This window comes from Streptomyces sp. MNU76, from assembly GCF_020982545.1.
Classification (GTDB): domain Bacteria; phylum Actinomycetota; class Actinomycetes; order Streptomycetales; family Streptomycetaceae; genus Streptomyces.
Genome location: NZ_JAJKLK010000019.1, coordinates 903,014 through 927,180, shown reverse-complemented (window position 1 = coordinate 927,180; position 24,167 = coordinate 903,014). Strand labels below are relative to the sequence as shown.

Here is a 24,167-nt window from a genome sequence, read left to right as displayed (position 1 = left end):
GGGCGGCGGTCGGCAGGCGGTCGGTGGCAGCCAGAAGGTCGGCCGGTTCAGCCGAGGTCGATCTCCGGGTACAGCGGGAAGCCGGCGACGAGGTCGGTGGCACGACGGGAGATCTCGTCGGCGACCTTCGCGTCGAGGACGTGCTGGGCCTTGGAGGGGGCGCCGGACTTGGTGGTGCCGGGTTCGGTGGTGGTGAGGACGCGGTCGATGAGGCCGGCGACCTCGTCCATCTCGGCCGTGCCCAGCCCACGGGTGGTCAGCGCGGGCGTGCCGATGCGGATGCCGGAGGTGTACCAGGCGCCGTTCGGGTCGGCCGGGATGGCGTTGCGGTTGGTGACGATGCCGGAGTCGAGCAGCGCGGCCTCGGCCTGACGGCCGGTGAGACCGTAGGAGGTGGCGACGTCGATCAGGTTGAGGTGGTTGTCGGTGCCGCCGGTCACGAGGGTGGCGCCCCGGCGCATCAGGCCTTCCGCCAGCGCACGGGAGTTGTCGACGATGCGCTGGGCGTAGTCCTGGAAGGCGGGCTGACGGGCCTCGGCGAGGGCGACTGCCTTGGCGGCCATGACGTGCGGGAGCGGACCGCCGAGGACCATCGGGCAGCCCCGGTCGACCTGGTCCTTGAGGGAGTCGTCGCACAGGACCATGCCGCCGCGCGGGCCGCGCAGCGACTTGTGGGTGGTCGTGGTGACGATCTGGGCGTGCGGTACGGGGTCGAAGTCGCCGGTGAGGACCTTGCCGGCGACGAGGCCCGCGAAGTGCGCCATGTCCACCATGAGCGTGGCGCCGACCTCGTCGGCGATCTCGCGCATGATCCGGAAGTTCACGAGACGGGGGTAGGCGGAGTAACCGGCGACGATGATCAGCGGCTTGAAGTCGCGGGCGGAGGTGCGCAGGGCGTCGTAGTCGATGAGGCCGGTGGCGGGGTCGGTGCCGTAGGAGCGCTGGTCGAACATCTTGCCGGAAATGTTCGGGCGGAAGCCGTGGGTGAGGTGGCCGCCGGCGTCCAGGGACATGCCGAGCATGCGCTGGTTGCCGAAGGCCTGACGGAGTTCGGCCCAGTCGGCGTCGGAGAGGTCGTTGACCTGGCGGGCGCCGGCCTTCTCCAGGAAGGGGACCTCGATCCGGTCGGCGAGGACGGACCAGAAGGCGACCAGGTTGGCGTCGATGCCGGAGTGCGGCTGGACGTAGGCGTGGCGGGCGCCGAAGAGTTCCCTGGCGTGCTCGGCGGCGAGGGACTCGACGGTGTCGACGTTGCGACAGCCGGCGTAGAAGCGGCGGCCGACGGTGCCCTCGGCGTACTTGTCGCTGAACCAGTTGCCCATGGCCAGGAGGGTGGCCGGGGAGGCGTAGTTCTCGGAGGCGATCAGCTTGAGCATCTCGCGCTGGTCGGTGACCTCCTGGCCGATGGCGTCGGCCACCCGCGGCTCGACGGCGCGGATCACATCGAGGGCGGCACGGAAGGCGGTGGACTCGTGGGAGAGGGGCTCGGCTGACATGGGGACCTCCGGACGTTGCGTTCAGCGTTCACGGTACGGCCCAGGCGCACGGCACTCATCTTCCCCGGGCCGCTCCCCGATGGTCCGTCCCATCCCAGCGCGCCAGTCACGGCCCACCGCTCACCCTATCGGGCGGGCCGGCGCGGCGGGCCGGGACGTCCACCATTCGAACGACGGGGGAAGTCGGGAGAAGTCGGGAGGAGGGACCGTCGGTCAGAGGATGACGTGGGGGAGGAAGCGGGCGTACTCGTCCGTGACCAGGCCCGAGGACTCGCGGATGCCGAGGCCCGCGGACCCGTTCTCGACGACCCAGGCGCCGAGGACGACGTGGTTGCCGTCGAAGGCGGGCAGGGGGGCCAACTCCTGGTAGCAGCAGGGTTCTTCGCGGAGTGCGGGGGCGGTGCCCGGGGCGTGCAGGGTGACCCCGGCGCCCTCGCGGCCGAGGAGGGGTTTGGCGACGTAGCCGGTGGTGGCGGCCAGTTCGCGGGGGCCGTCGAGATAGGCGGGGAGGAGGTTGGGGTGGCCGGGGTACAGCTCCCAGAGGACGGCCAGGAGGGCCTTGTTGCTGAGGAGCATCTTCCAGGCGGGCTCGATCCACATCGTGGTGCCGGTGCCGCCGCCGTTGTCGAGGGTGGCGAGGACATGGGAGGCGAAGCGGTCGGTGGTGAGCCACTCCCACGGGTAGAGCTTGAAGATGCCGCGGATGAAGCGGAGCTTCTTGTCGACGAAGCGTTCGGCGAGGCGGTCCCAGCCGATGTCCTCCATGGAGATCCAGTCGGTGGCGAGCCCGGCCTGTTCGGCGGTCTCCTTCAGATAGGCGACCGTCATCAGGTCCTCGCCGAGTTCGTCGCCGGCGGAGTGCGCGAAGTAGAGGGGGCTGCCCGGCGGCAGGAGGGGGGACTGCTTCTTCCAGGCGTCGACGAGGCGTTCGTGGAGGGAGTTCCACTGGTCGGCGCCCGGGAAGCGTTCCTCCATCCAGAACCACTGGGGGCTGGCCGCCTCGACGAGCGAGGTCGGGGTGTCGGCGTTGTACTCCAGCATCTTGGCCGGGCCGGTCCCGTCGTGGCGGAGGTCGAAGCGGCCGTAGACGGACGGCAGTTCGGCGCGTCGGCGCCACGCCTCGGCGACGAGGCCGGCGAGGCGCGGGTCGGTGATGCCGAGATCGGCGAAGCGGTCCTCGGTCACGATGTGTTCGGCCGCCGCGAGGCACATGCCGTGCAATTCCTCGACGACCTCCTCCAGAGCCTCGACCTCGGGCAGCGAGAAGACGTAGTAGGCGCTCTCGTCCCAGTACGGGCGCAGGGAGCCGTCGGGGTGGCGGGTCAGCGGGTAGATGAGCCCCTGTTCCTCGACGGTCTCCTGCCAGCCCGGTCGGGGTTCGATGGTGCGGCGTTCCATGGTGGTGCCTCGCCCGCCGGGTCAGCCGCCGCTGGAACCGGAGCCGTCGCCGTCGCCCGAGCAGCCGAAGCCGTCCCGGTCGACGGCCTCGCTGCGGCTGAAGGTGCCGTAGTCGGCGCGGCCGCCGCTGACGTCGGCGTCGTAGTACCAGGCGGCGTCGACCGAGCCGGTCTGGCTGCGGTTGCCGCTGCTGTTGCTCTTGCGGTTCTTGCCGAACGACGACGAGGAGCTGGAGCCCGAGTTGCAGTTCTTGTCGGCGATGATCTTGTAGCCGTTGGCGTAGTCGTAGCTGTCGCGGTCCACGCAACGGCGGTCCGGATCGGAACCGCAGGAGGTCAGGGCCGCCGCGACGACGCCCATCCCACCGAGTACGACCGTGCTGGACCTCAGCCGCCTGCGCTGTTCTCCCATGTGTGCTCCCCCGTAGGGCTCGTGAGCCCTGCCGTACCGGGACGGTTCGCGATGCGCTGCACGAAAACCGGCCACCGTCTTATGTGCGCTTTATCGGCGCTCAGACTAGTGATCGACTCCTGGCGGAGGCCAATTGGGTGCGAGGGGTGGCCTACGGGCGGCGGATCGCCCGCAGCGACCGGGTGGCCTGGGCGCGCAGGGCCTCGGCGAGTTCGGGTGGGGCGGACGCGTCGAGGGTGAAGTCGGCGTCCACCGAGGTGATCATCCAGGCGAGGTCGCGCGGGGTCTCGGCGCCCAGGTGCAGCAGACAGCGATCGTCGTCGACCGGTTCGAGCACCCCCATGCCGGGCCAGAGCCGGTCCCCGACCGATGCGGCCGACTCGTGCAGGGTGACGGTGGCCCGGAAGGGCCAGGCCCGGGACGAGAGGCGGTGGGCCAGATAGGTCGCCGCGTCACCTTCGGGGAGTGCGCGGGGGACGAAGCGTGGTCCGGTCGGGGTGCGCGGCACGAGACGGTCGACTCGGAAGGTCCGCCAGTCCGTGCGGTCCATGTCCCAGGCGACGAGATACCAGTGGCGGTCGAAGCTGACGAGCCTGTGCGGCTCGACGCTGCGGACGCGGGGCGCCGTTGGGGGCGTGGATCGGGACGTGGCTCGGGACGTGGCTCGGGGCTCCGGTGTACGGGGATCCGGGGCCGAGGTGTGCGGACTGGTGTAGTCGAAGCGGAGGCGTTCGTGGCGGCGGCAGGCTTCGGCGATGGCCATGAGGGTGTCCGGCGCGACCTTGGGGGCGGGGGCCGCTCCCGCTCGGACGGTGGCGTGGTGCAGGGTCGTCACCCGGTGCCGCAGCCGGGACGGCAGCACCTGCTCCAGCTTGGTGAGGGCCCGCAGCGAGGCCTCCTCGATGCCGGTGACCGTGCCCTCGGCGGCGGTGCGCAGTCCGACCACGACCGCGACGGCCTCCTCGTCGTCGAGCAGCAGGGGCGGCAGGCTCGCGCCGGCGCCGAGCCGGTAGCCGGCGGTCCCCCGGCCGGCGTGCACGGGGTAGCCGAGATCACGCAGTCGCTCGATGTCCCGGCGCAGGGTGCGTCGGCTGACGCCGAGCTGCTCGGCGAGTTCGGCGCCGGAGCGGTCGCGGTGGCTCTGCAGCAGGGCGAGCAGTTTCAGCAGTCGTCCGGAGGTCTCCAGCATGGTCATGAGGGTGCCGCAGAGTTAGGACCGGGGCTGACCCAACCGGTTCGTAGCGTCGGAGCCATGACGAACCCGACAGCCACGCCCACGCCCACGCGTACGCCCACACCCGCACCAGCACCCGCACCCAGTCCGTTCCGGCTCGCGATCCCGCAGGACCGCATCGACGACCTGCGCCGACGCCTGGCCGACACCCGCTGGCCCGACGAACTCCCCGGTGTGGGGTGGAGTCGGGGCGTGCCGACGGGCTATCTGAAGGAGCTCGCCGAGTACTGGCGCACCGGCTTCGACTGGCGGGCGCAGGAGGCGGTGGTCAACGCGTACGACCAGTACACGGCGGAGGTCGAAGGACAGCACGTGCACTTCCTGCATGTGCGGTCGCCGGAGGCGGGGGCCACGCCGTTGCTGCTGCTGCACGGCTGGCCGGGCTCGGTGGTGGATTTCCTGGACGTCATCGGCCCGCTGTCCGATCCCCGGGCGCACGGCGGGGACCCGGACGACGCGTTTCACCTGGTCATCCCGTCGCTGCCGGGGTTCGGACTCTCCACGCCGCTTGCCGGGCCCGGGATGGACGCGGCCCGGACGGCCTCGGTGTTCACGCAGCTGATGTCCCGTCTGGGGTACGAGCGGTACGGGGTCCAGGGATACGACACCGGGTCGTGGATCGCGCCCGAGATGGGGAAGCAGGCGCCGGAGCGCGTCGTCGGGGTCCACGTCAACGGCATGATCTCCTTCCCCGTCGGGGCGGAGGGCGAGACGGACGGTCTCAGCGAGGTCGAGCAACGGCGCTGGCAGACCATGCAGGACTTCAACGACGGCTACCTCCAGTGCAACTCCAAACGGCCGCAGACCGTGGCGTACGGGCTGACGGACTCCCCCGTGGGGCAACTGGCCTGGATCGTCGAGAAGTTCAAGGAACTCACGTACCCCGAGGACGGGCTGCCGGAGGACAGCGTCGACCGGGACAGCATGCTGACGAACGTCTCGCTCTACTGGTTCACCGGCACGGCCGCCTCGGCCGCGCAGATCTACTACGAGGAGATCTCCGCGAGTTCCTGGGGGGACGCGGAGGGTTCCTGGGGCGAGACCGAGGCTTGGGGTGGGGCGGAGGGCCAGGGTGAGACCGGTGGCGGCGGCGCGAAGGTGCCCACCGCCGTGCTGGTCTCCGCGCGCGATGTGACGGTCCGGCGTTGGGCCGAGCGGGACCACGACATCGTGCGGTGGACCGAACTCGAACGCGGGGGCCACTTCCTCGCCCTGGAGGCCCCGGAGGCGCTGGTCGAGGACCTGAGGGAGTTCTTCCGCGAGCTGCGGTGAAGGGACCGGAGCGCCCCGGAGCACCGGGCGCGCCTCTTCCTGAAGAGGCCGTCGTAGGCCGGCCCTTGGGCTCACCCCCGTACGCAGGTCGCTCCCGTCGGGCACAGGGAGGTGACCGCCATCGTGACCGGCTCGCGCAGGGTGTCGAGCGGGGTCGACTCGGGAACGCTGAGGCGAATGCCGTAGATCTGGTCGTCGGCCGTGCGGAAGCGGTGGTCGATGACCCGGCGGGGGCCCAGGTCGCCGTCGCCGTCGAAGCGGTAGACGACCTCGGAGAAGCTGTCGTCGTCGGCGGCGCGGTCGATGACGCGGTAGCCGGGGAGGCGGGCGAAGCCGTAGTTCTCGTTCTCGGCCATCTCCATGGATTCGACGGGGGTGCCCTCGCTGACCTGGAAGATCTGGAGGATCCGGCTGCCGTCCGGGGACTCGTACGTCACGACCGGGGGTTTGCCCGACGGTGTCTTCGCGGTCCGGTCCCAGCCGGAGGGCGCGTAGACGGTGAAGCCCGCCGGGTCGTCGGAGCGCACGTAGCCGGGGGCGGGGTCCGCGCCGTCGCTGGCGCCCGCACTCCCGCTCTCTCCCCCGTCCTCACCGTTGTCCGCGTCCGTGCCGTCGGCCCCTTCCCCGCCCGGGGCCGACTGTTTCGGGGTGGCCGAGGAGGTGGCCTCGTCGTCCTCCGGGCCGGCCGCCGAGAGAGAAGGCGGAGGCGTGGTGGAGGAGGTGTCCGTGGCCGTCGTACGGGTCGAGTCGTCGTCCCGGGACAGGGTCCACACCCCGAATCCGGCGCCGCCTCCTAACAGTGCGGCGAGTACGACGATGGCTGCCGTGCGCGGCCAGGGGCTGCCCCCTGCTGAGGGCTCGTCCACCCAGCGTCCTTGGTGCGGGTCCCAGCGCGTCATCCTGTCCCCCTTGCCGACGTCGGCGTTCTCATGACGTACGTAGGCAGACGATAGCGGCGAACACGCCGAACAGGCCCTGTCCTGGTCGAAACCGGGACAGGGCCTGCGCGGACGAGCTAGGGGGCGCCGCCCCCGGGAGGGCTGCTCAGAGGAGGCCGAGCGCGCGGACCGCCTCGCGCTCCTCCGCCAACTCCTGGACCGAGGCGTCGATACGGGCGCGGGAGAACTCGTTGATCTCCAGGCCCTGGACGATCTCGTACTTGCCGTCCTTCACGGTGACCGGGAAGGAGGAGATGAGGCCCTCGGCCACACCGTAGGAGCCGTCGGACGGGATGCCCATGGAGGCCCAGTCGCCCTCGGCGGTGCCGTTGACCCAGGTGTAGATGTGGTCGATGGCGGCGTTGGCGGCGGAGGCGGCCGACGATGCGCCACGGGCCTCGATGATCGCGGCGCCACGCTTGGCGACGGTCGGGATGAAGTCCTCGGCGAGCCACTTCTCGTCGCTCACGACCTCGGCGGCGTTCTTGCCGGCGACCGTGGCGTGGAAGATGTCCGGGTACTGGGTCGCGGAGTGGTTGCCCCAGATCGTGAGCTTCTTGATCTCGGAGACCGGGACGCCCGTCTTCTTCGACAGCTGGGTCAGCGCGCGGTTGTGGTCCAGACGGGTCATCGCGGTGAAGCGCTCGGCCGGTACGTCCGGCGCGGCGGCCTGGGCGATGAGGGCGTTGGTGTTGGCCGGGTTGCCGACGACGAGGACCTTGATGTCGTCCGCCGCGTGGTCGTTGATGGCCTTGCCCTGCGGCTTGAAGATGCCGCCGTTGGCCTCGAGCAGGTCGCCGCGCTCCATGCCCTTGGTACGGGGGCGGGCGCCGACGAGCAGACCGACGTTGGCGCCGTCGAAGGCGACGTTCGGGTCGTCGGTGATGTCGATGCCCGCCAGGAGCGGGAAGGCGCAGTCGTCGAGCTCCATGGCGGTGCCCTCGGCGGCCTTGAGCGCCGGCGTGATCTCCAGGAGGCGGAGCTTGACCGGCACGTCCGCGCCGAGCAGCTGGCCGGAGGCGATGCGGAAGAGCAGGGCGTAACCGATCTGGCCGGCCGCGCCGGTGACGGTGACGTTCACGGGAGTGCGGGTCATGGCGTTCTCCGTATGACAGCTGGCGGTGGGGCGTCCCGGCCCCTGCGGGACGTACAAATGATCGATCTCTCGGCGTCAAGAGATCGGTGGTCAGGCTATCGCGCATCCGGGATCCCGGACGGCCGGGGTTCGTGTGGCCCAGCCCACAAGTCGCACTGCGGGGAGGACCACACGAAAGAGGCGGCCGCCGGTCCGGGGGGTGGGACCAAGGCGGCCGCCTGTGGGGTGCCGGGCCGGGAGGGTGGTGCGTCTCCCGGGCGGGCCGGACTCCCGTGGGGGTCCCCTCCGTCTGCCCCGGAGTTCGGCGGGCATTCCACTTACGCCGTGATTGCTTTTCGGTAGGGGCAATGACGGAAGGTGACCGGATCGGTCGACGGGCGAGTCGGCACATAGCGAGTCCACCGACGGCGAGTCGACGGATGGCGAGTCCGCCGACTGTGCGTCGACCGAGGGCGAGGAAGAGGCGGCGAATCGCTACCCCGTGCAGCCCTTCTGCCCGGATGCCAGGGTCGCGCAGGCCGTGGCCTCGCCCGCGTCCTTCACGGCGACCATCTGGGTGTAGGCGATGTTGTCGCCGGCGGCTTCGATGGCGGCCGTCTGCTTGGTCTTCCCGACCGTGACCTGGACCTCGTCGCCCTGGGCGGCGCCGGTGATGCGCGCCCAGGCGGCCTGGCAGGCCTTGCTGTAGCGGACCTCGACGCGGGTGGTGCCGATCGTGGCCTCGTCGGTGGTCCGGACGAGGTTGCCGATGCATCCCATGGTCTCGGGGTCCTTGCCGTCGCAGCCCTTACCGCTGCACTTCACGCCGACCGGGAGGTCGGGGTTCGTGCCGATCGAGGTCGACGGGGAGGTCGGCGACCTGTCCCCCGCCTGGTCCTTGCCGTCTCCGTCGGTGAGCAGGAAGGCCGCCGCGATGACGACGAGCGCGCCCACGGCCCCGGCGAGGAACATCGTCACGCGCCGCTTCGGCTGGGAGTCGCCGTCGCCGGACCGGCCCCCGCCGCCCGGCGGGGGCCCGAAGACACCGGACGGGGCCGCAGCGTCACCGCCGCCCTGGACACCCCCGGGGACCGAGGCCCCGGCCGGGCCCCGGGACGAGGAGGCCGACGACACCGAGGCGGAACCCGGGGCCGCCCCGGAGGAGGCCGAGGACGACCGCCCGCCCATCAGGTCCGACGGGGAGGAAGAGGACGCCGAGGGCGCGGAGCCCGGCGGGGTCGCTCCCCAACTGACGCGCGACGCCCCTCCGGCGACCGACCCGGCCCCGCCGACCCCGCCGTACGGCGGCGCGGAGGAGGACGAGGAGGACACGGAGGGAGCGGACGGCGACGAGGCCGACGACTCGCCCGAACTCCCGTACGGCGAGCGCGAGATGCGATCGCTCGGGGAGCGCGGCTGCGGCGGGACGGTCGGCGAGACGCCCGCCGGGCCCGCCACGCCCGGCGTCGCGGTGGCGCTGCGGCCCGCTCTGCCGTTCCTGCCGCCACCCTTGACGGTGGACTGGCCGCCCGTCTCGCCGAGGGCGGCGCGGGCCTGGGAGATACGGATCGCTTCCATGGTCATGTCGTGGCGCATCTCCGAACGGCTCCAGGCCCGCTCGGCAAGCTCCCACATCGTGGTCAGATGGACGGGATCGGCACCCGTCACCTCGGCCAACGCGACGATCGCGCCTTTCGGCGCGAGCAGTCTGCCGTTGAGATACCGCTCCCAGGACGTCTTGCTGTAGCCCGTGCGGTCGGCCACCGCGGCGATGCTCAGTCCACCACGGTCGACGAGCCGGCGGAGCTGGCCCGCGAACTCCCTGACCTGTGGATCGAGTTCATCCGGCAAGGCCCTCCAACGAGGCATTACTTCCCCCCTCTTCCCCCCGTACGTCTCTCCGTACGACCCGGGGCCCTCTCCGAAGCCCCGTTCTGACCTACCCACTGGGATGCGCCCGGCGGGGATGCCAGTTCCGTGGAAAGGGGCGTGCGGGAGCATTTCGGACGTGCTCACGCGCTGTCGCGCGCCCCACAACGGTCTGTGGTCCAGTGTCCCACCGGCATCCCGGATTTCCGGGCGGAATCGCAGGTCCAGGCACGGGACGTCCCGGACCATCCCGAATGCCCACGTTAGCCCTGGTGTCGAGCGGGTCGGCCGCACAACCTCGAAGTTGTCAACACATCGACACAGGGACCACACAGGCACGGTCACACAAGTCGAACAGGGGCTCGTGCACCTCGTACACACCGGCGAGGAACGTGTGCGTCAGTGAAGACCGACAGACAACGGGGACCAGGGGGATCACATGCGACTCAAGTCCAGGCTGCTGCTCGCGGCCGTCGCCGTGACGGCCTCGGCCGGGCTCGCGCTCGGCACCGCCGCTCCGCTCGCCACGGCCGCGGAGCCGCACGTCGTCGACGGCTCCGGTGCCGCGTACAACGACTGGGGCGACGAGGGCACGCTGTCCGTCAACTCGCACGCCAAGAGCAACGCGACGCGGCTGTGGCAGAGCGTCCTGTACGCCGACGGAGCCAAGTGGAAGGACTCCAGCGGGAATCTGCACACCTTCACCCCGTGGGACATCGACGGGATCTTCGGCTGGAAGACCCGCTCGGCGACCAAGTACTGGCAGGCACAGGAAGACCTGGAGGACGTCGACGGGATCGTCGGCGAGGAGACCTTCGGCCAGGCCGACGGCTTCCTTGACGGGCCGTACGGCGACGGCAAGGTGACGTACGCGGGCCTGTCGCACGAGGTGGACCTCAAGCGCCTCGACGGGGACTACTACGTCAGGATCGGCTCGAAGTGGAAGGTCGCCGCGTACGACTGGCGCGGCTGAGGGGGTTCGGCCAGCACCGATCGGTGCCGGTGAGCGCCGATGGGTGAGGGCCGGCACCGATCGGGTGACGGTGGGCGCCGACAGGTGACCGTGGGCACCGCCGGAGGTCGACTGACGCCGCAAGGTCGACGGGGGTCGTCACGACAGGGTGACGGCCCCTATCAGCGCGGCGGTGACGAGGGCCAGGGCGAGCAGGACGGCGAGGGCGGCGTAGAGGGCGACGCGGCCGGGTGGGCGGGGCCGGTTCGTCGGCGGGGTGTCCCACCAGGGAGCGTGGGGTCGTCCTCGTACGCCTCGGCCACGTTCCCCTCCGCTCCCCGCCGCTCCGGGCTCGGGCGGCTGGGACGGCACCGTCTGGGGGGACGGGCGCGGCCAGGCCCGAGGGCCAGTTCGCGCAGCGCCCCGAAGCGTGCGGCGTCCTCCCCGGCGACCCGGCACAGGGCCACGACCGCCTGGCGGGGCGGGGGCTGGGCGCCGTTGAGGTACCGCTGCCAGGAGGACTTGCTGTAGGCGGTGCGCGCGCCGAGCGCGACGAGACTCAGTCCCGTGCGGTCCTTCAGCAGGCGCAGCTGCTCGACGAAATGCTGTACCTCCGGGGGGAGTTCGTCCGCCAGCGGCTGCCAGGCGCTCATCGGGCTGCCTCCTCGACTCAAAGGCGGGGCTCAAGGGTGGGGCTCGGGCGGGTCTGAGCAGGTGACGAAGCTCGTGGGTGGACCGGTTCCCACCAGTACGGGTGTCGGAGCCGTGGCGTTCGGACAGCGCGCCGGACCGGGCGGGAGTGGTGTGGGGTGACGTGGGTGGCCTGGTGAGGCGAAGCGAAGGGCACGAACGGGGGCGCGTGAAATCCGCCCGCGCCGGTGATGATCCACGGCTGCCGGACTGCCGCCGCCGGCCTGCCACTGCCGACCTGCCACCGCCGGCCTGCCACGGCCGGCTGCCGTCGGTGGCCCGCGCTGCTGCCATGCCGGGATGACGTCCGGGTGCCGTCGCCGTGGCTCGATCCGGACACCTTGGCGGAACGGTCACTTCCGTGCCACAGCGGCCTGACAGGTGTTGAACAGGTCGTTCGCCGTGCAGGAACGTGGAACGCGACGGCGGCCCGTCCTTACTCGGGGGAGGGGACGGACCGCCGTCGCACCGCGTCAGGGACCGGGGCCGAAGCGGCCGGTCTCAGCCCGTCTCCTCCTCGCCCACCGTGAAGTGCAGCGTGTCCTTGAGGAACGGGATCTCCAGCCACGGCTTGGGCTGGGCCATCAGTGCGAGCAGCACGATCGCGGTGCCCAGGACGATGTACGTGGCCATGTCGGTGAAGCGGGAGCGGACGGCGAGCATGCCGACGTCCCGGACGGCGCAGCGCAGCGCCGCGCCGGCGAGCAGCGCGACGCCGATCAGGATCGTGCCGATCCGGAACGCGTCCAGCGCGGTGAGCAGCAGACCGAGGCCCACGGTGCTCAGCACGGCGAGGATCGGCCACTGCCGGACGGGCGCGGGCGCTTCACGCGGTGCCGCCCGGCCGCCGCCCTCGGGCCGCGCGGTGTCCTTCGTGAACATCGGGAACCGCCGGGTACCGCGTACGGGCTTCCCGTCGGCATCGGGCACGCTGATGTGATCCCGCACCTCGATCTCATCACCGCCCTCGGCGGACCTGGCCGCGTCGGCCACCCCGGACGCCTCAGCCGAAGGGCCGGCGACCTCGGCCGCCTCGCCCGACCCGGCTGCCCCGGCGGCTCCGGTCGACCGCGAGCCCTCTGCACCCTCGTTCGCGCCGACTGTCTCCGCAGTCTCCGCCGCCTCCGGCTTCCCCGCCTTCTCCGGCTTCTTGACCGACCCGGCGGCAGCCGAGCTGCCCTTCCCAGCCGACCCGGCCCCCTCAGCGGCGGCCCCCGCGGTTTCTGTCGTCCCGGCCTTTTCCGTCGTCCTCGACATCTGTGCCCTCTCCGACGACATCTGTGCCCTCTCCGACGCCGCCCCGTCGCTCGCGCCCGGCCGCTCCGACGTGGCGGCTTCGACCGCCGTCTTCCCAAGGCCGGGGGCGCCGTCGGCCGACGCCCCTGGCCGTTCGGCCCGGCCGGAGGCCCTCGGTGGCCCCGGCCGCCGCGATGTCCCCTCCGCCCTGCCGTCAGCCGACACTGCGCTCCGCCGCCTCGACCACGTTGACGAGCAGCTGGGCGCGGGTCATGGGCCCGACGCCCCCGGGGTTGGGGGAGATCCACCCGGCGACCTCGGCGACCCCGGGGTGCACGTCCCCGACGATCTTGCCCTCGGCGGAGCGGGAGACACCGACGTCGAGCACGGCGGCGCCCGGCTTCACGTCCTCGGGCCGGACGAGGTGGGCCGAGCCGGCCGCCGCGACGATGATGTCTGCCCGCTTGAGGTGCGCGGCCAGGTCACGCGTACCCGTGTGGCACTGGGTCACCGTGGCGTTCTCGCTGCGCCGGGTCAGCAGCAGCGGCATCGGGCGGCCGATGGTCACACCGCGACCGACGACCACGACCTCGGCACCCTTGATCTCGACGCCGTACTGGCGCAGCAGGGTGAGGACACCGTTCGGCGTGCAGGGCAGCGGCGCGGGCTCGTTCAGGACGAGGCGCCCGAGGTTCATCGGGTGCAGGCCGTCCGCGTCCTTGTCGGGGTCCATCAGTTCGAGGATGCGGTTCTCGTCGATGCCCTTGGGAAGCGGCAGCTGCACGATGTATCCGGTGCACGCGGGGTCCTCGTTGAGCTCCCGCACCACCGCCTCGATCTCCTCCTGCGTGGCGGTCGCGGGCAGCTCACGCTGGATGGAGGCGATGCCCACCTGCGCGCAGTCGCGGTGCTTGCCCGCCACGTACTTCTGGCTGCCGGGGTCCTCCCCGACCAGGATCGTGCCGAGTCCGGGCGTGACGCCCTTCTCCTTCAGCACCGCCACGCGGGCGGTCAGATCGGACTTGATCGCGGCTGCGGTGGCCTTGCCATCGAGAATCTGGGCGCTCATGGCCCCAATCTTCGCGGATGACCGGTGCCGGGTTCCAATCCGGTCACCAGGCGGACGCCTTCCGCCCCCTACCGGTCCGTGCGGAGCGTCCGTGCCGGACAAGATCGGATGTGTTGCACTTGCACAACACCCGCGGTATCTCCCTGGACATCCGGGCGGGCATATAAAACGATTGGGACACAGTGCCGCGGGCACTGCCGGGGGGCGTGACCAGTTCAAAAAGACAGGCATTCCTCCGAACCGTGCCGCGCGTCCCCGCACCAGGCAACGGAGGAAACCCCGCATGAGCTTCGGCGACCCGAACAACCCGTACGGCCAGCCCCAGCAGCAGCCGCCCGCCCCGGGCTACGGCTACCCGCAGCAGAACCAGCCCCAGCAGCCGGGGTACGGCTACCCGACCGCCCCGCCGGTCTCCCAGGGCTATGGCGGCTACCCGGGCGCTCCCGAGACCATGCCCAGCACGGTGAACGCGGCCCGCATCATGCTCTGGGTCATCGTCGGCCTCCAGGTCGTCGGCGTGCTCCTGTACGGCATCGGCGCGATCGGTGTGGCCGCGGCCAGCGACAGCACCGAGGACCCGGCCCTCGCGGAGGCGCTGGGCAACATCCCCACCGGCCAGATGGTGGCGATCGCCGTCTTCGCGGTGGCCTGGCTGGTGTACGCGATCATGCTGGCCGTGAAGTTCAAGTCCGGCGGCAACGGCGTACGCGTCGCCGCGCTGGTCTTCGGCATCATCACAGCCGTCCTGGGCGTCTTCCCGTTCTTCCTGATCGGCCTGGTCCACCTGGTGCTGGGCATCCTGATCGCCGTCTTCGTCGGCAACGCCAACGGCAAGGCGTGGTTCAACCGCCCGCGCTACTGAGCGCGGCCGAGCACAGCGAAGGGCCGTACCCCGCGGAAGGGGGTACGGCCCTTCGGCGTGTTCACGGGGGCGTCACGCCACGCCTGAAGCCGGCCCCGGAGTCCGCGCCGCCCGGCGGCACGCGTACGACGTGGGGCCCGTCGGACGAACCGACGGGCCCCACGCCCCACGCCCCACGCCTCACGGCTTCAGCGCATCCGCTCAGTGGAATCAGTGGAAGAAGTGCCGCGTCCCCGTGAAGTACATCGTGATCCCGGCCTTCTGCGCGGCCTCGACGACCAGCTCGTCACGGACCGAACCGCCCGGCTGGACGATGGCCTTGACGCCGGCCGCACCCAGCACGTCGATGTTGTCCGGGAACGGGAAGAACGCGTCCGAGGCGACGTACGAGCCCCGCGCGCGCTCGGCGCCGGCCCGCTCGACCGCCAGCTTGCAGGAGTCGACGCGGTTGACCTGCCCCATCCCCACACCGACCGACGCGCCGTCCTTGGCGAGCAGGATGGCGTTGGACTTCACCGCGCGGCAGGCCTTCCAGGCGAACGCCAGCTCGGCCAGCTCGTCGGCGGAGAGGGCCTCGCCGGTCGCGAGGGTCCAGTTCGCCGGGTCGTCGCCGTCGGCCTGGAGCCGGTCGGTGACCTGGAGCAGCGCACCGCCGTCGACGGGCTTCAGCTCCGCCGGCGCGGCGGGGGCGCCCGGCGCCTTCAGTACCCGGATGTTCTTCTTCTTGGCGAGGGCCTCCAGGGCCCCCTCCTCGTAGTCGGGCGCGACGATGACCTCGGTGAAGATCTCCGCGACCTGTTCGGCCATCTCCTTGCTGACCGGCCGGTTGACGGCGATCACACCGCCGAACGCGGACAGCGGGTCACAGGCGTGCGCCTTGCGGTGCGCCTCGGCGACATCCGTGCCGACCGCGATACCGCAGGGGTTCGCGTGCTTGATGATCGCGACGGCCGGCTCGTCGTGGTCGTACGCGGCACGGCGCGCGGCGTCCGTGTCCGTGTAGTTGTTGTACGACATCTCCTTGCCGTGCAGCTGCTCGGCCTCGGCGAGACCGCCGGTCCCGGAGACGTACAGCGCGGCCGGCTGGTGCGGGTTCTCGCCGTAGCGCAGGGTGTGCGCGCGCTCCCAGGTGGCCCCGAGGAAGTCGGGGAACTGCGAGTCGTCGGCGGGCGCGTAGGACGAGGCGAACCAGGAGGCCACGGCCACGTCGTACGCGGCCGTGTGCTGGAAGGCCTCGGCGGCGAGCCGCTTGCGGGTGGTGAGGTCGAAGCCGCCGTCCTGCACGGCGGCGAGGACGTCCGCGTACCTGGCGGGGCTGGTGACGACCGCGACGGAGGGGTGGTTCTTGGCGGCGGCGCGGACCATCGAAGGGCCGCCGATGTCGATCTGCTCGACGCACTCGTCGGGGGTGGCGCCGGAGGCGACGGTCTCCCGGAACGGGTAGAGGTTCACGACGACGAGGTCGAACGGCTCGACGCCCAGCTCGGCGAGCTGGCGCTGGTGGTCCTCCAGCCGGAGGTCGGCGAGGATGCCCGCGTGGACCTTGGGGTGCAGGGTCTTGACCCGGCCGTCCAGGCACTCGGGGAAGCCGGTGAGCTCCTCGACCTTGGTGACGGGGACGCCCGCGGCGGCGATCTTCGCGGCCGTGGAGCCGGTGGAGACGAGCTCGACACCGGCCTCGTGCAGCCCGCGGGCCAGCTCCTCCAGCCCGGTCTTGTCGTAGACGCTGACGAGCGCCCGGCGAAGGGGCCGCTTGTTGATGTCGGCGGTCACTGGATAACTACCTTTCGTCCCTCAATGCGATAGCCGTTGCGGGCGAGCCGCCCCACGACATCGACGAGCAGCCTTCGCTCGACTTCCTTGATGCGCTCGTGCAGAGCGCTCTCGTCGTCCTCGTCCCGGATCTCCACCACGCCCTGCGCGATGATCGGCCCGGTGTCGACGCCGTCGTCGACGAAGTGGACGGTGCAGCCGGTGACCCGGGCGCCGTAAGCGAGCGCGTCCCGCACCCCGTGGGTCCCCGGGAAACTGGGGAGGAGAGCCGGGTGGGTGTTGACGAACCGGCCGCCGAACCGCGCGAGGAACTCCTTCCCCACGATCTTCATGAACCCGGCGGAGACGACGAGGTCGGGCTCATGGGCGGCGACGGCCTCGGCGAGCGCCGCGTCCCACTCCTCACGCGTCGCGTGGTCCTTGACCCGGCAGACGAAGGTCGGCAGCCCGGCGCGCTCGGCGCGGGCGAGTCCCTCGATCCCGTCGCGGTCGGCTCCGACGGCCACGATCTCGGCGCCGTATGCCTCGACGCCGGTCGTCGCGATGGCGTCCAGCAGCGCCTGGAGGTTGGTGCCGGATCCGGAGACCAGCACGACGAGGCGCTTGGCCACGGGCTTGGCGGCCACGGTGGGGCCCTTTCTACGGGTTCTGCGGGGACGTTCGGGTCCGCCGACCGCGCCGGTGCGTGCGGTGCACCTGCGCGCTTGTGCATTCCTACGAATGCTTCGCGTCCCCCGATACGGGGAAGTCTACGAAGCGGCCGACCGTCAGCAACGATACCGGCACTTCGGACGGCCCCCGTGGGACGGGGGCGTGGCCGGGAGGTAGCGTCTGCCAGGAGCGGGCTCGGGAACGCGGCCGGTGTGCGGGGCGTTCACGGAGTGCCGGCTCATGCCCTACCAGTGGATCTCAGCGCCGAGATCGAGACCGGGTCCACCGCCGACGTCACCGCCGAGCACACCACCGACCGTATTCACCGAGGGGAAGACGCACTCCTGATGCCGGACCGCAGCCTCCGCCTTCCTTCGCTCCTGCTGCGCGAGCGGAGTTCCTCGCCCACGCCTCCGCGCGAGAGCGAGGACACCCCCGAGCAGCCCGGGCAGCCCGGGCGGGGCCAGGGCTCAGGCTCTTCGGACGACAATCCGTTCGCGCCGCCGCCCGAGGGCGCGCCCGACCGGCCGTGGCAGCCGCGCCGGCCCGACGGCCGGGGTTCCGACGACGGAGCGGGGCGCGGCGGTGGCCACTCGCCGTGGGGCAGTCAGTGGAGCGACCGGCAGCCCGGCCGCTCGTCCGGCGGACACTTCGGTGACCGTCCCGGTGGCCAGGGCGGACCGGGTGGGCCCGGCGGTTCCGGGCAGGGCCCCGAGGGCGGGCCGGGCAGTGGGCTGCGCTGGGACCCCACGGACCCGGCCCAGCGTCGCGCGCGGTACTCGTTGCTCAGCGGTATGTGGGCCTTCTTCTTCGCGCTCTTCGCCTGGCCCTACGTGGCGCTGCTGCTCGGTTCGCTGGCCGTGTACTGGGCCGTCAGCGCGCTGCGGGCGAAGCCGGCCACGCCGGACCCGTCCCGGCCTGCGGCGCCCGAGCCGAGCGGTCGCCCCCAGCGGACGGCGGCCATCAGCGGCCTGGTGACCTCTACGATCGCGCTGGCGATCGTCGCCATCACCTTCACGGCGCAGTTCGTCTACCGCGACTACTACACCTGCGTCGACGACTCCCTCACCACGGTCTCCGCCAAGTCCTGCAAGGACCTCCTCCCGGAGGGCCCGCTGCGGGAGATGCTGGGCGCGCAGTAGCCGCCCGGCACGGCGGTCAACACCACAAAGGCGCCGCCGAGGACGACCACGGGCGGCGCCTTCGCACTGGTCAGGGTGCTTCTCCGGGCCGGAGCTCGGTGCCGGTGTCGACCCCTGGCGCCCCCTCGGACGAGGGAGGGGCAGGAGCAGGGGCAGCAGGGGCCGGGGCTCCGGTAGCGGCCGAGGCAGCGATACCTCCACCGAAGCCGCCGTCGTCGGGAGAGCCGGGGGTTCGATCACTCTCGCCCCCGAGCATCAACGCCTCGCGCAGCGCCGCCCAGCGGGCTTCACGCGAGGCGGGGTCCCAGACGGGCGGTGACGGGGAGACGGCGGTCCCTCGGACGGACGCGTCGGGGGTGGGACCGGCTCCAGGGTCGGTGCGGGGAACAGTGCCCCGGTCGGCGTGCGGAACAGTGCCCGGGTCGGCGTGGGCAACGGTGACTCGGCCGGCGTCGGGAACGGTATCTGGGCCGGCGTCCGCCTGCGGGGCCGCGGTGGGCGTGGGAGTGGCCGGGGTCCGCAGTGCAGCCGTGTGCGCCCCCGCCACGCCCTTCCGCGCTGTCGCACCCGCGCCGTCTCCTCCCGCGCTGCCGGACCCCGCGCTGTCTCTGCCCCGACACCTCCACCGCGCCGCCCTTCATCACGCCGCCCTTCATCACGCCGCCCTCCAACGCGCTGTCCTCCACCACGTCCCCCGCCTGACCCTGCCCGAACTCGGCCCCTGCACCCTCTCCGGCCCCACCTCAACCGTCGGCGCATGCAGCACCCTCTCCGGCCCGTTCCCTCCGGCACCTCCACCGCCCCACCGCGCCCCGGCGCCCCGCCGCCCCTCCCGCCCGGCCCCCTCGCCCCGGCACCCCCGCCGCCGTTCGTGGGCCGGTGGTCGGCGCGGCGGCCTTGGGCCGGGGCCGTGCCCGTGCCCAGCGCGTCGTCAGCGCGACCGGGAGTGCCACCGCTCCCACCCAGGCGCCGGCCGCGCCGCCCGCACGCCACCACACGGGACCGAAGTCGGTGAGCGCGGCGACGCCGAGGGGCCCACCGGCGAGGTGGGCGAGGAAGGCGAAGGCGGCGGCGGACAGCAGCGCCGCGAGGAGAACCGCGGCGGCCGTACGCCGTACGGACCACGGCTTCGACCGGTCGGCGGCGGCCCGGCCCGCGATGAACCACCCGACCGTCACCCCCGCGGCCAGCGGCACCGCACCCACCACCCAGTACACCGGCGCACCCCCGCCGGCCGGAACTGCGGCGAGCAACGGGAAGGACGGCAGAAACGGGGCGGGAGCGGCCGCGCTCAACGGCGCGACGGTGTGCCCGGCGCTCAGCACGAAGCCCGGCCCGAGCGCGTACGCCGCCGCCCACAGCGCCGCGTTCGGGACGAGGGCGACGCAGAGCAGCAGGACGGCGAACCGCCCGGACAGCCCTTCGGTCAGCTGGAGGAACGAGTCACGGGTCGCCGTTCCGTGCCAGACCAGGGACACGGCCACCAGCAGGGCACCCCCACCGGTCAGGACGAGCACACCCGCCCCGGCGGCCCGTCCGGCGGTGGCCGCCAGCTGCCGCCGCCCTTCCGTCCCGGCGGCGCCTCCGAGGAGCGCGGGCAGGGGCAGCCGAGAGCCCCGGCGCGCCGCCCACACCCCCGTGCCCGCCGCGAGCGCCGCGAGCAGCGGTACGCAGAGCGCGGCCCACAGCCACGACGGGCGCAGCACGCCCCCGGAGGCGTACAGCGTGACCACCGCGCCGACGGTCCCGTACCCGATGACGAGTCCGGCCCAGGTCGCCCGGGCGCTCACCCCGGAGCCGTCCCCCCCGTGGTCGCGGGCCGAACGGTGCAGCAGGGCCACCGGCAGCGCGAGCAGAAGGAGGGGGACGAGGCCGACCGGGGCGGGGGCACCGGAGAGCGTGTCGGTGCGGACGAGTTCCACGCCGTGGGAGAGCAGCCACAGGGCCGCCGCCACGTGCAGCGCCCCGCCGGGCCCGCTGTCCGGGTACGGCGAACTGATCCAGAGCACGGTCACGAGCGCGGTGAACACCGCACACCCGAGGCCCGCCGCGAGGGCTCCGCCCAGCACCCCGGAGACGAGCTTGGACGACCGGCGGCGCGCCCGTCGGAGCAACGGCGAGAGGGGGGACCGCGACGACGAGTACAGGGAGGCCGTCGACTCCACCTGCCTGAGGGGCATCCCGGGTGCCGTGGACGATGCCGCCCAGGCGTGGCCGGTGGGGTGGCCCGGCCCGGTGGCCGGGTCGTTCGGGTCGGTCGCGTGCGTCACGTCGGCCATGCTCCCAACGACACGCACTTTACCGGCGTAACGGACGTTTCCTGCACGTGTCGCCCAATATGTGCTTATGTGTTTTTTCGTACGAGGGTTGGTCCGACGGAGGTCGCCACGACGGGAGGCGACCCGGTGACCGCGCCCGGGGCCGAGCCCGGAACCGGACATCGAAACAGGACGGGAGCCGGGAGGGGAACCAGAACCGGCCCGGGCTCCGGCACCGGCACCGGCACCGGCACCGGCACCGGAGCCAGAACGGGCGCCGGTGTCGGCGTGGGCCTCGGCGCCGAAAACGGAACCTCATCCGGAACTGCGGCCGCGCCTTCCGGTGAGCCGGCCGTCCAGGGCGGGACCGAGTGGTATCAGCAGCCCCTCGGCACCGGGGCCGACGTCGATGCCGAGGATCCGACCCCGGCCTCGGTCCCGCCCTCACCGCGCCTGACGCCCGCCCAGGCCTTCGACGCGCTCTACGCGTACTGCGCCCCCACCCTCGTACAGCAGACCTATCTGCTCACCGGGCAGCGCCGGCTCGCGCGTGAGGCCGTCGAGCGCGCCTTCCAGCTGGCCTGGCACCGCTGGCCGGAGGTGGCGGTCGACCGCGACCCGGCGGGCTGGGTGCGGGCCGCCGCCCACGACTACGCCCTCTCCCCCTGGCGCCGTCTGCACCCCTGCCCCTTCCAGCGCCGCGAACCACCGCCGACCGACCCCGCCGACCGCGCCCTGCTGACCGCCCTCCTGGAACTGCCGCCCCCGTACCGCCGGACCCTGCTCCTCTACGACGGCGTCGGCCTCGACCTGCCCGACACGGCCGCCGAGACGGAGGCCAGCACTCCCGCCGCCGCCGGCCGTCTCCTCTACGCCCGCGAGACGGTCACCGCCCGCCTCCCTCAGCCGGTCGCCCCCGACGACCTCAACCGTCTCCTGGCCGCGCTCCCGTCGGACGTCCGGCCCGGCCCGGCCCGGCCCGTCGACCTGCGCGCCCGGGCCGACCTGCGCGCCCGGCGCTGGATCCACGCCGCGATCGCCTTCACCACCCTTCTCCTCACCACCACCGCCCTCACCCTCCACACCGCCCCCGACCACTACGAGCCTCCGGTCCCGCCGGGCGCCCCGGTCCAGGGCGTGCCCCGCGAGCGGCCCCCGGCCCCTCTCCAAGACCGAACAGAAGCTCCGGGCCAAGCTCAGGTCGGAGGCGGCCGCCGGGCCGGAACGCCTGCATCCGGAAGCCGACTGAGCGGCAACGCCGCCGGACCGGCCCCGCCCGGAGACGCCGGTGGGCCCGCACCCCGTGACCGGGGTGCGGGCCCACAGAAGGCTCGGCCGAGCCGAAGGTCAGCCGCCCAGGATCTCGCGCGCGAGCTTCGCCGTCTCGGTCGGCGTCTTGCCGACCTTGACGCCGGCGGCCTCCAGGGCCTCCTTCTTCGCGGCGGCCGTACCGGAGGAGCCGGAGACGATGGCGCCGGCGTGGCCCATGGTCTTGCCCTCGGGCGCGGTGAAGCCGGCGACGTAACCGACGACCGGCTTCTTCACGTTGGCCTTGATGAAGTCGGCGGCCCGCTCCTCGGCGTCGCCACCGATCTCACCGATCATCACGATCAGGTCGGTGTCGGGGTCGGCCTCGAACGCGGCGAGCGCGTCGATGTGCGTGGTGCCGATGACCGGGTCGCCACCGATGCCGACGGCCGACGAGAAGCCGATGTCACGCAGCTCGTACATCATCTGGTACGTCAGCGTGCCGGACTTCGAGACCAGGCCGATGCGGCCCGGCTTGGTGATGTCACCGGGGATGATGCCGGCGTTCGACTGACCGGGGGTGATCAGACCCGGGCAGTTCGGGCCGATGATCCGGGTCTTGTTGCCCTGCGACACGGCGTACGCGTAGAACGCGGCCGAGTCGTGGACCGCGATGCCCTCGGTGATGACGACCGCGAGCGGGATCTCGGCGTCGATGGCCTCGACGACGGCCGCCTTGGCGAAGGCCGGCGGTACGAAGAGGACGGACACGTTCGCGCCCGTCTTCTCGATCGCCTCGGCGACGGTGCCGAAGACCGGGATCTCGGTGCCGTCGACGTCGACGCTGGTGCCCGCCTTGCGGGGGTTCACGCCACCGACGATGTTCGTGCCGTCGGCCAGCATGAGCCTGGTGTGCTTCATGCCCGTGGCACCGGTCATGCCCTGGACGATGACCTTGGAGTCCTTGTTGAGGAAGATAGCCATGGCTGTGTTCCCTCGTCCTTACTTCGCAGCCGCGAGCTCGGCGGCCTTGTCGGCCGCGCCGTCCATGGTGTCCACGCGCTGCACCAGCGGGTGGTTGGCGTCGGAGAGGATCTTGCGACCCAGCTCGGCGTTGTTGCCGTCCAGGCGGACGACGAGGGGCTTGGTGACTTCCTCGCCCCTGTCCTTGAGCAGTTGCAGCGCCTGCACGATGCCGTTGGCGACCTCGTCACAGGCGGTGATGCCACCGAAGACGTTGACGAAGACGGACTTGACGTCCGGGTCGCCGAGGATGATCTCCAGGCCGTTCGCCATGACGGCGGCGGAGGCGCCACCGCCGATGTCGAGGAAGTTGGCGGGCTTGACGCCACCGTGCGCCTCACCGGCGTACGCGACGACGTCCAGGGTGCTCATCACGAGACCCGCGCCGTTGCCGATGATGCCGACCTCACCGTCGAGCTTGACGTAGTTGAGGTTCTTCTCCTTGGCCGCGGCCTCGAGGGGGTTCGCGGCGGCGTGGTCGACGAGCTCCTCGTGGTCGGGGTGGCGGAAGTCCGCGTTCTCGTCCAGGGAGACCTTGCCGTCGAGGGCGAGGACATCGCCGGAGGCGACCTTCGCCAGCGGGTTGACCTCGACGAGGAGGGCGTCCTCCTCGATGAAGGTCTTCCACAGGGTGACGAGGATGTCGGCGACCTTGTCGGCGACCTCGGCCGGGAAGTTCGCGGCCTCGACGATGCCACGGGCGACCTCGGGGGTCACACCCACGTTGGCGTCGATGGGCGTCTTGGCGACGGCCTCGGGGCGGGTGGCCGCCACCTCCTCGATCTCCATGCCGCCCTCGACGGAGGCGATGGAGAGGAAGGTGCGGTTGGTGCGGTCGAGGAGGTAGGAGACGTAGTACTCCTCGACGATCTCCGGAGCGGTCTCGGCGATCATCACCTTGTGGACCGTGTGGCCCTTGATGTCCATCCCGAGAATGTCCGTCGAACGGGCGACAGCCTCGTCCGGGGTGGCGGCGAGCTTGACGCCGCCCGCCTTGCCTCGACCACCGACCTTCACCTGAGCCTTGACGACCGACTTGCCGCCCAGCCGCTCGGTGATCTCGCGCGCCGCCTCAGGCGTGTCGATGACTTCACCGGCCAGCACCGGTACACCGTGCTTGGCGAAGAGGTCCCTCGCCTGGTACTCGAACAGGTCCACGCGCTTCCGTCCCTATCAGTGATCGCGGTTCGTCTTATGCGTGGGCGTGCCGCGAAGGGCAACGTGACGTCCGCCGAGAGTCACAAGGGAGGCGCACACGGTGTCCGAGCGCGCGGCATGTCCGTCTCGCAGGTTATCGCTGCTTCCGAAGGGCCCCTAAATCGAGGGTCACACCTGAGCGGTGATACCTGTCACATGATGCCGCGCTCACTGGCACCGCGTGCCGCGCGTGCGGAACCTCACCGGACGGGGGTACGTCCGGTGAGGTTCCCAGAGGCCCTCCACCGATGTGGAAGGGGCCCCCGACGGGCGATCTCCTCCCCATGGGAGACCGTCCGTCACCGCCCCCGGCATCCGCCCGGACCGGGCCGACGGCTTTCGGCCGTCCGGGTTTCCGCACGGAGGGTCGGTC

Annotated in this window: 19 protein-coding genes and 1 pseudogene; 5 read left to right on the top strand and 15 right to left on the bottom strand. The window is 72.0% G+C overall.

Features of this window, described 5'->3' with window-relative positions; translation table 11 throughout:
• Positions 1-47: 47 nt before the first annotated feature.
• The 4 genes from E4N62_RS30680 to E4N62_RS30665 all read right to left on the bottom strand — a co-directional run bounded on the left by E4N62_RS30680 (position 48) and on the right by E4N62_RS30665 (position 4,494).
• Positions 48-1,496 carry a glycine hydroxymethyltransferase gene (locus tag E4N62_RS30680; protein ID WP_230219670.1) on the bottom strand — a complete coding sequence of 483 codons (1,449 nt, stop codon included), beginning with the start codon at positions 1,494-1,496 and terminating at the stop codon, positions 48-50.
• Positions 1,497-1,709: 213 nt separating this feature from the next.
• Positions 1,710-2,894, bottom strand: coding sequence for a glutathionylspermidine synthase family protein (locus E4N62_RS30675; protein ID WP_230219669.1), 1,185 nt, complete (start codon positions 2,892-2,894; stop codon positions 1,710-1,712).
• Between the two features lie 21 nt (positions 2,895-2,915).
• Positions 2,916-3,305 (bottom strand): hypothetical protein, encoded by a 390-nt coding sequence (locus E4N62_RS30670; RefSeq protein ID WP_230219668.1) that lies wholly within the window; start codon positions 3,303-3,305, stop codon positions 2,916-2,918.
• 151 nt (positions 3,306-3,456) lie between these two features.
• Positions 3,457-4,494, bottom strand: coding sequence for a YafY family protein (locus E4N62_RS30665; RefSeq protein ID WP_230219667.1), 1,038 nt, complete (start codon positions 4,492-4,494; stop codon positions 3,457-3,459).
• A gap of 63 nt (positions 4,495-4,557) precedes the next feature.
• Here E4N62_RS30665 and E4N62_RS30660 point away from each other — a divergent pair, with 63 nt between their 5' ends.
• The gene (locus E4N62_RS30660; protein WP_230219666.1) at positions 4,558-5,811 is read left to right on the top strand and encodes an epoxide hydrolase family protein; all 1,254 of its coding nucleotides are present in this window, start codon (positions 4,558-4,560) and stop codon (positions 5,809-5,811) included.
• 71 nt (positions 5,812-5,882) lie between these two features.
• Here E4N62_RS30660 and E4N62_RS30655 read toward each other — a convergent pair whose 3' ends face one another.
• The 3 genes from E4N62_RS30655 to E4N62_RS30645 all read right to left on the bottom strand — a co-directional run bounded on the left by E4N62_RS30655 (position 5,883) and on the right by E4N62_RS30645 (position 9,675).
• Positions 5,883-6,710: a hypothetical protein gene (locus E4N62_RS30655; RefSeq protein ID WP_230219665.1), complete on the bottom strand. Its 828-nt coding sequence runs from the start codon at positions 6,708-6,710 to the stop codon at positions 5,883-5,885.
• 145 nt (positions 6,711-6,855) lie between these two features.
• Positions 6,856-7,845 (bottom strand): malate dehydrogenase, encoded by a 990-nt coding sequence (locus E4N62_RS30650; RefSeq protein ID WP_184904451.1) that lies wholly within the window; start codon positions 7,843-7,845, stop codon positions 6,856-6,858.
• Between the two features lie 474 nt (positions 7,846-8,319).
• Positions 8,320-9,675, bottom strand: coding sequence for a DUF2690 domain-containing protein (locus E4N62_RS30645; RefSeq protein WP_374117090.1), 1,356 nt, complete (start codon positions 9,673-9,675; stop codon positions 8,320-8,322).
• Positions 9,676-10,132: 457 nt separating this feature from the next.
• On the opposite strand from E4N62_RS30645, the gene E4N62_RS30640 reads away from it, so the two are divergent.
• A complete protein-coding gene (locus tag E4N62_RS30640; protein WP_230219663.1) occupies positions 10,133-10,666 on the top strand; it encodes a peptidoglycan-binding protein in 534 nt (177 codons plus the stop codon).
• Positions 10,667-10,827: 161 nt separating this feature from the next.
• On the opposite strand, the gene E4N62_RS30635 is transcribed toward E4N62_RS30640, so the two are convergent.
• The 3 genes from E4N62_RS30635 to E4N62_RS30625 all read right to left on the bottom strand — a co-directional run bounded on the left by E4N62_RS30635 (position 10,828) and on the right by E4N62_RS30625 (position 13,640).
• On the bottom strand, positions 10,828-11,298 hold the full coding sequence (locus tag E4N62_RS30635) for a helix-turn-helix transcriptional regulator (protein WP_308185851.1): 471 nt from the start codon (positions 11,296-11,298) through the stop codon (positions 10,828-10,830).
• 538 nt (positions 11,299-11,836) lie between these two features.
• Entirely contained in the window at positions 11,837-12,328 is a 492-nt protein-coding gene (locus tag E4N62_RS30630; RefSeq protein ID WP_230220278.1) for a DUF3017 domain-containing protein, read from the bottom strand.
• A gap of 457 nt (positions 12,329-12,785) precedes the next feature.
• Positions 12,786-13,640, bottom strand: a complete 855-nt coding sequence (locus E4N62_RS30625; protein WP_184904459.1) for a bifunctional methylenetetrahydrofolate dehydrogenase/methenyltetrahydrofolate cyclohydrolase — start codon at positions 13,638-13,640, stop codon at positions 12,786-12,788.
• 283 nt (positions 13,641-13,923) lie between these two features.
• On the opposite strand from E4N62_RS30625, the gene E4N62_RS30620 reads away from it, so the two are divergent.
• Positions 13,924-14,502, top strand: a complete 579-nt coding sequence (locus E4N62_RS30620) for a hypothetical protein (protein ID WP_230219662.1) — start codon at positions 13,924-13,926, stop codon at positions 14,500-14,502.
• A 210-nt stretch (positions 14,503-14,712) separates the two neighbouring features.
• Here E4N62_RS30620 and purH read toward each other — a convergent pair whose 3' ends face one another.
• On the bottom strand, positions 14,713-16,275 hold the full coding sequence (gene purH, locus E4N62_RS30615; protein WP_230219661.1) for a bifunctional phosphoribosylaminoimidazolecarboxamide formyltransferase/IMP cyclohydrolase: 1,563 nt from the start codon (positions 16,273-16,275) through the stop codon (positions 14,713-14,715).
• Positions 16,272-16,901, bottom strand: coding sequence for a phosphoribosylglycinamide formyltransferase (purN, locus tag E4N62_RS30610; protein WP_184904467.1), 630 nt, complete (start codon positions 16,899-16,901; stop codon positions 16,272-16,274). The genes purH and purN overlap by 4 nt, the downstream gene beginning before the upstream one ends.
• 372 nt (positions 16,902-17,273) lie before the next feature.
• Here purN and E4N62_RS30605 point away from each other — a divergent pair, with 372 nt between their 5' ends.
• Positions 17,274-18,068 (top strand): hypothetical protein, encoded by a 795-nt coding sequence (locus E4N62_RS30605; RefSeq protein ID WP_184906476.1) that lies wholly within the window; start codon positions 17,274-17,276, stop codon positions 18,066-18,068.
• A 743-nt stretch (positions 18,069-18,811) separates the two neighbouring features.
• Here E4N62_RS30605 and E4N62_RS30600 read toward each other — a convergent pair.
• Entirely contained in the window at positions 18,812-20,347 is a 1,536-nt protein-coding gene (locus E4N62_RS30600; protein ID WP_230219660.1) for a DUF6350 family protein, read from the bottom strand.
• A 267-nt stretch (positions 20,348-20,614) separates the two neighbouring features.
• Here E4N62_RS30600 and E4N62_RS30595 point away from each other — a divergent pair.
• Positions 20,615-21,575 (top strand): annotated as a pseudogene (locus E4N62_RS30595) (RNA polymerase subunit sigma-70).
• Positions 21,576-21,673: 98 nt separating this feature from the next.
• On the opposite strand, the gene sucD reads toward E4N62_RS30595, so the two are convergent.
• Together sucD and sucC are read right to left on the bottom strand one after the other, a co-directional pair.
• Positions 21,674-22,558 (bottom strand): succinate--CoA ligase subunit alpha, encoded by an 885-nt coding sequence (gene sucD / locus E4N62_RS30590; protein WP_230219659.1) that lies wholly within the window; start codon positions 22,556-22,558, stop codon positions 21,674-21,676.
• 18 nt (positions 22,559-22,576) lie between these two features.
• Entirely contained in the window at positions 22,577-23,755 is a 1,179-nt protein-coding gene (gene sucC / locus E4N62_RS30585) for an ADP-forming succinate--CoA ligase subunit beta (protein ID WP_184904473.1), read from the bottom strand.
• Between the last annotated feature and the right edge of the window lie 412 nt (positions 23,756-24,167).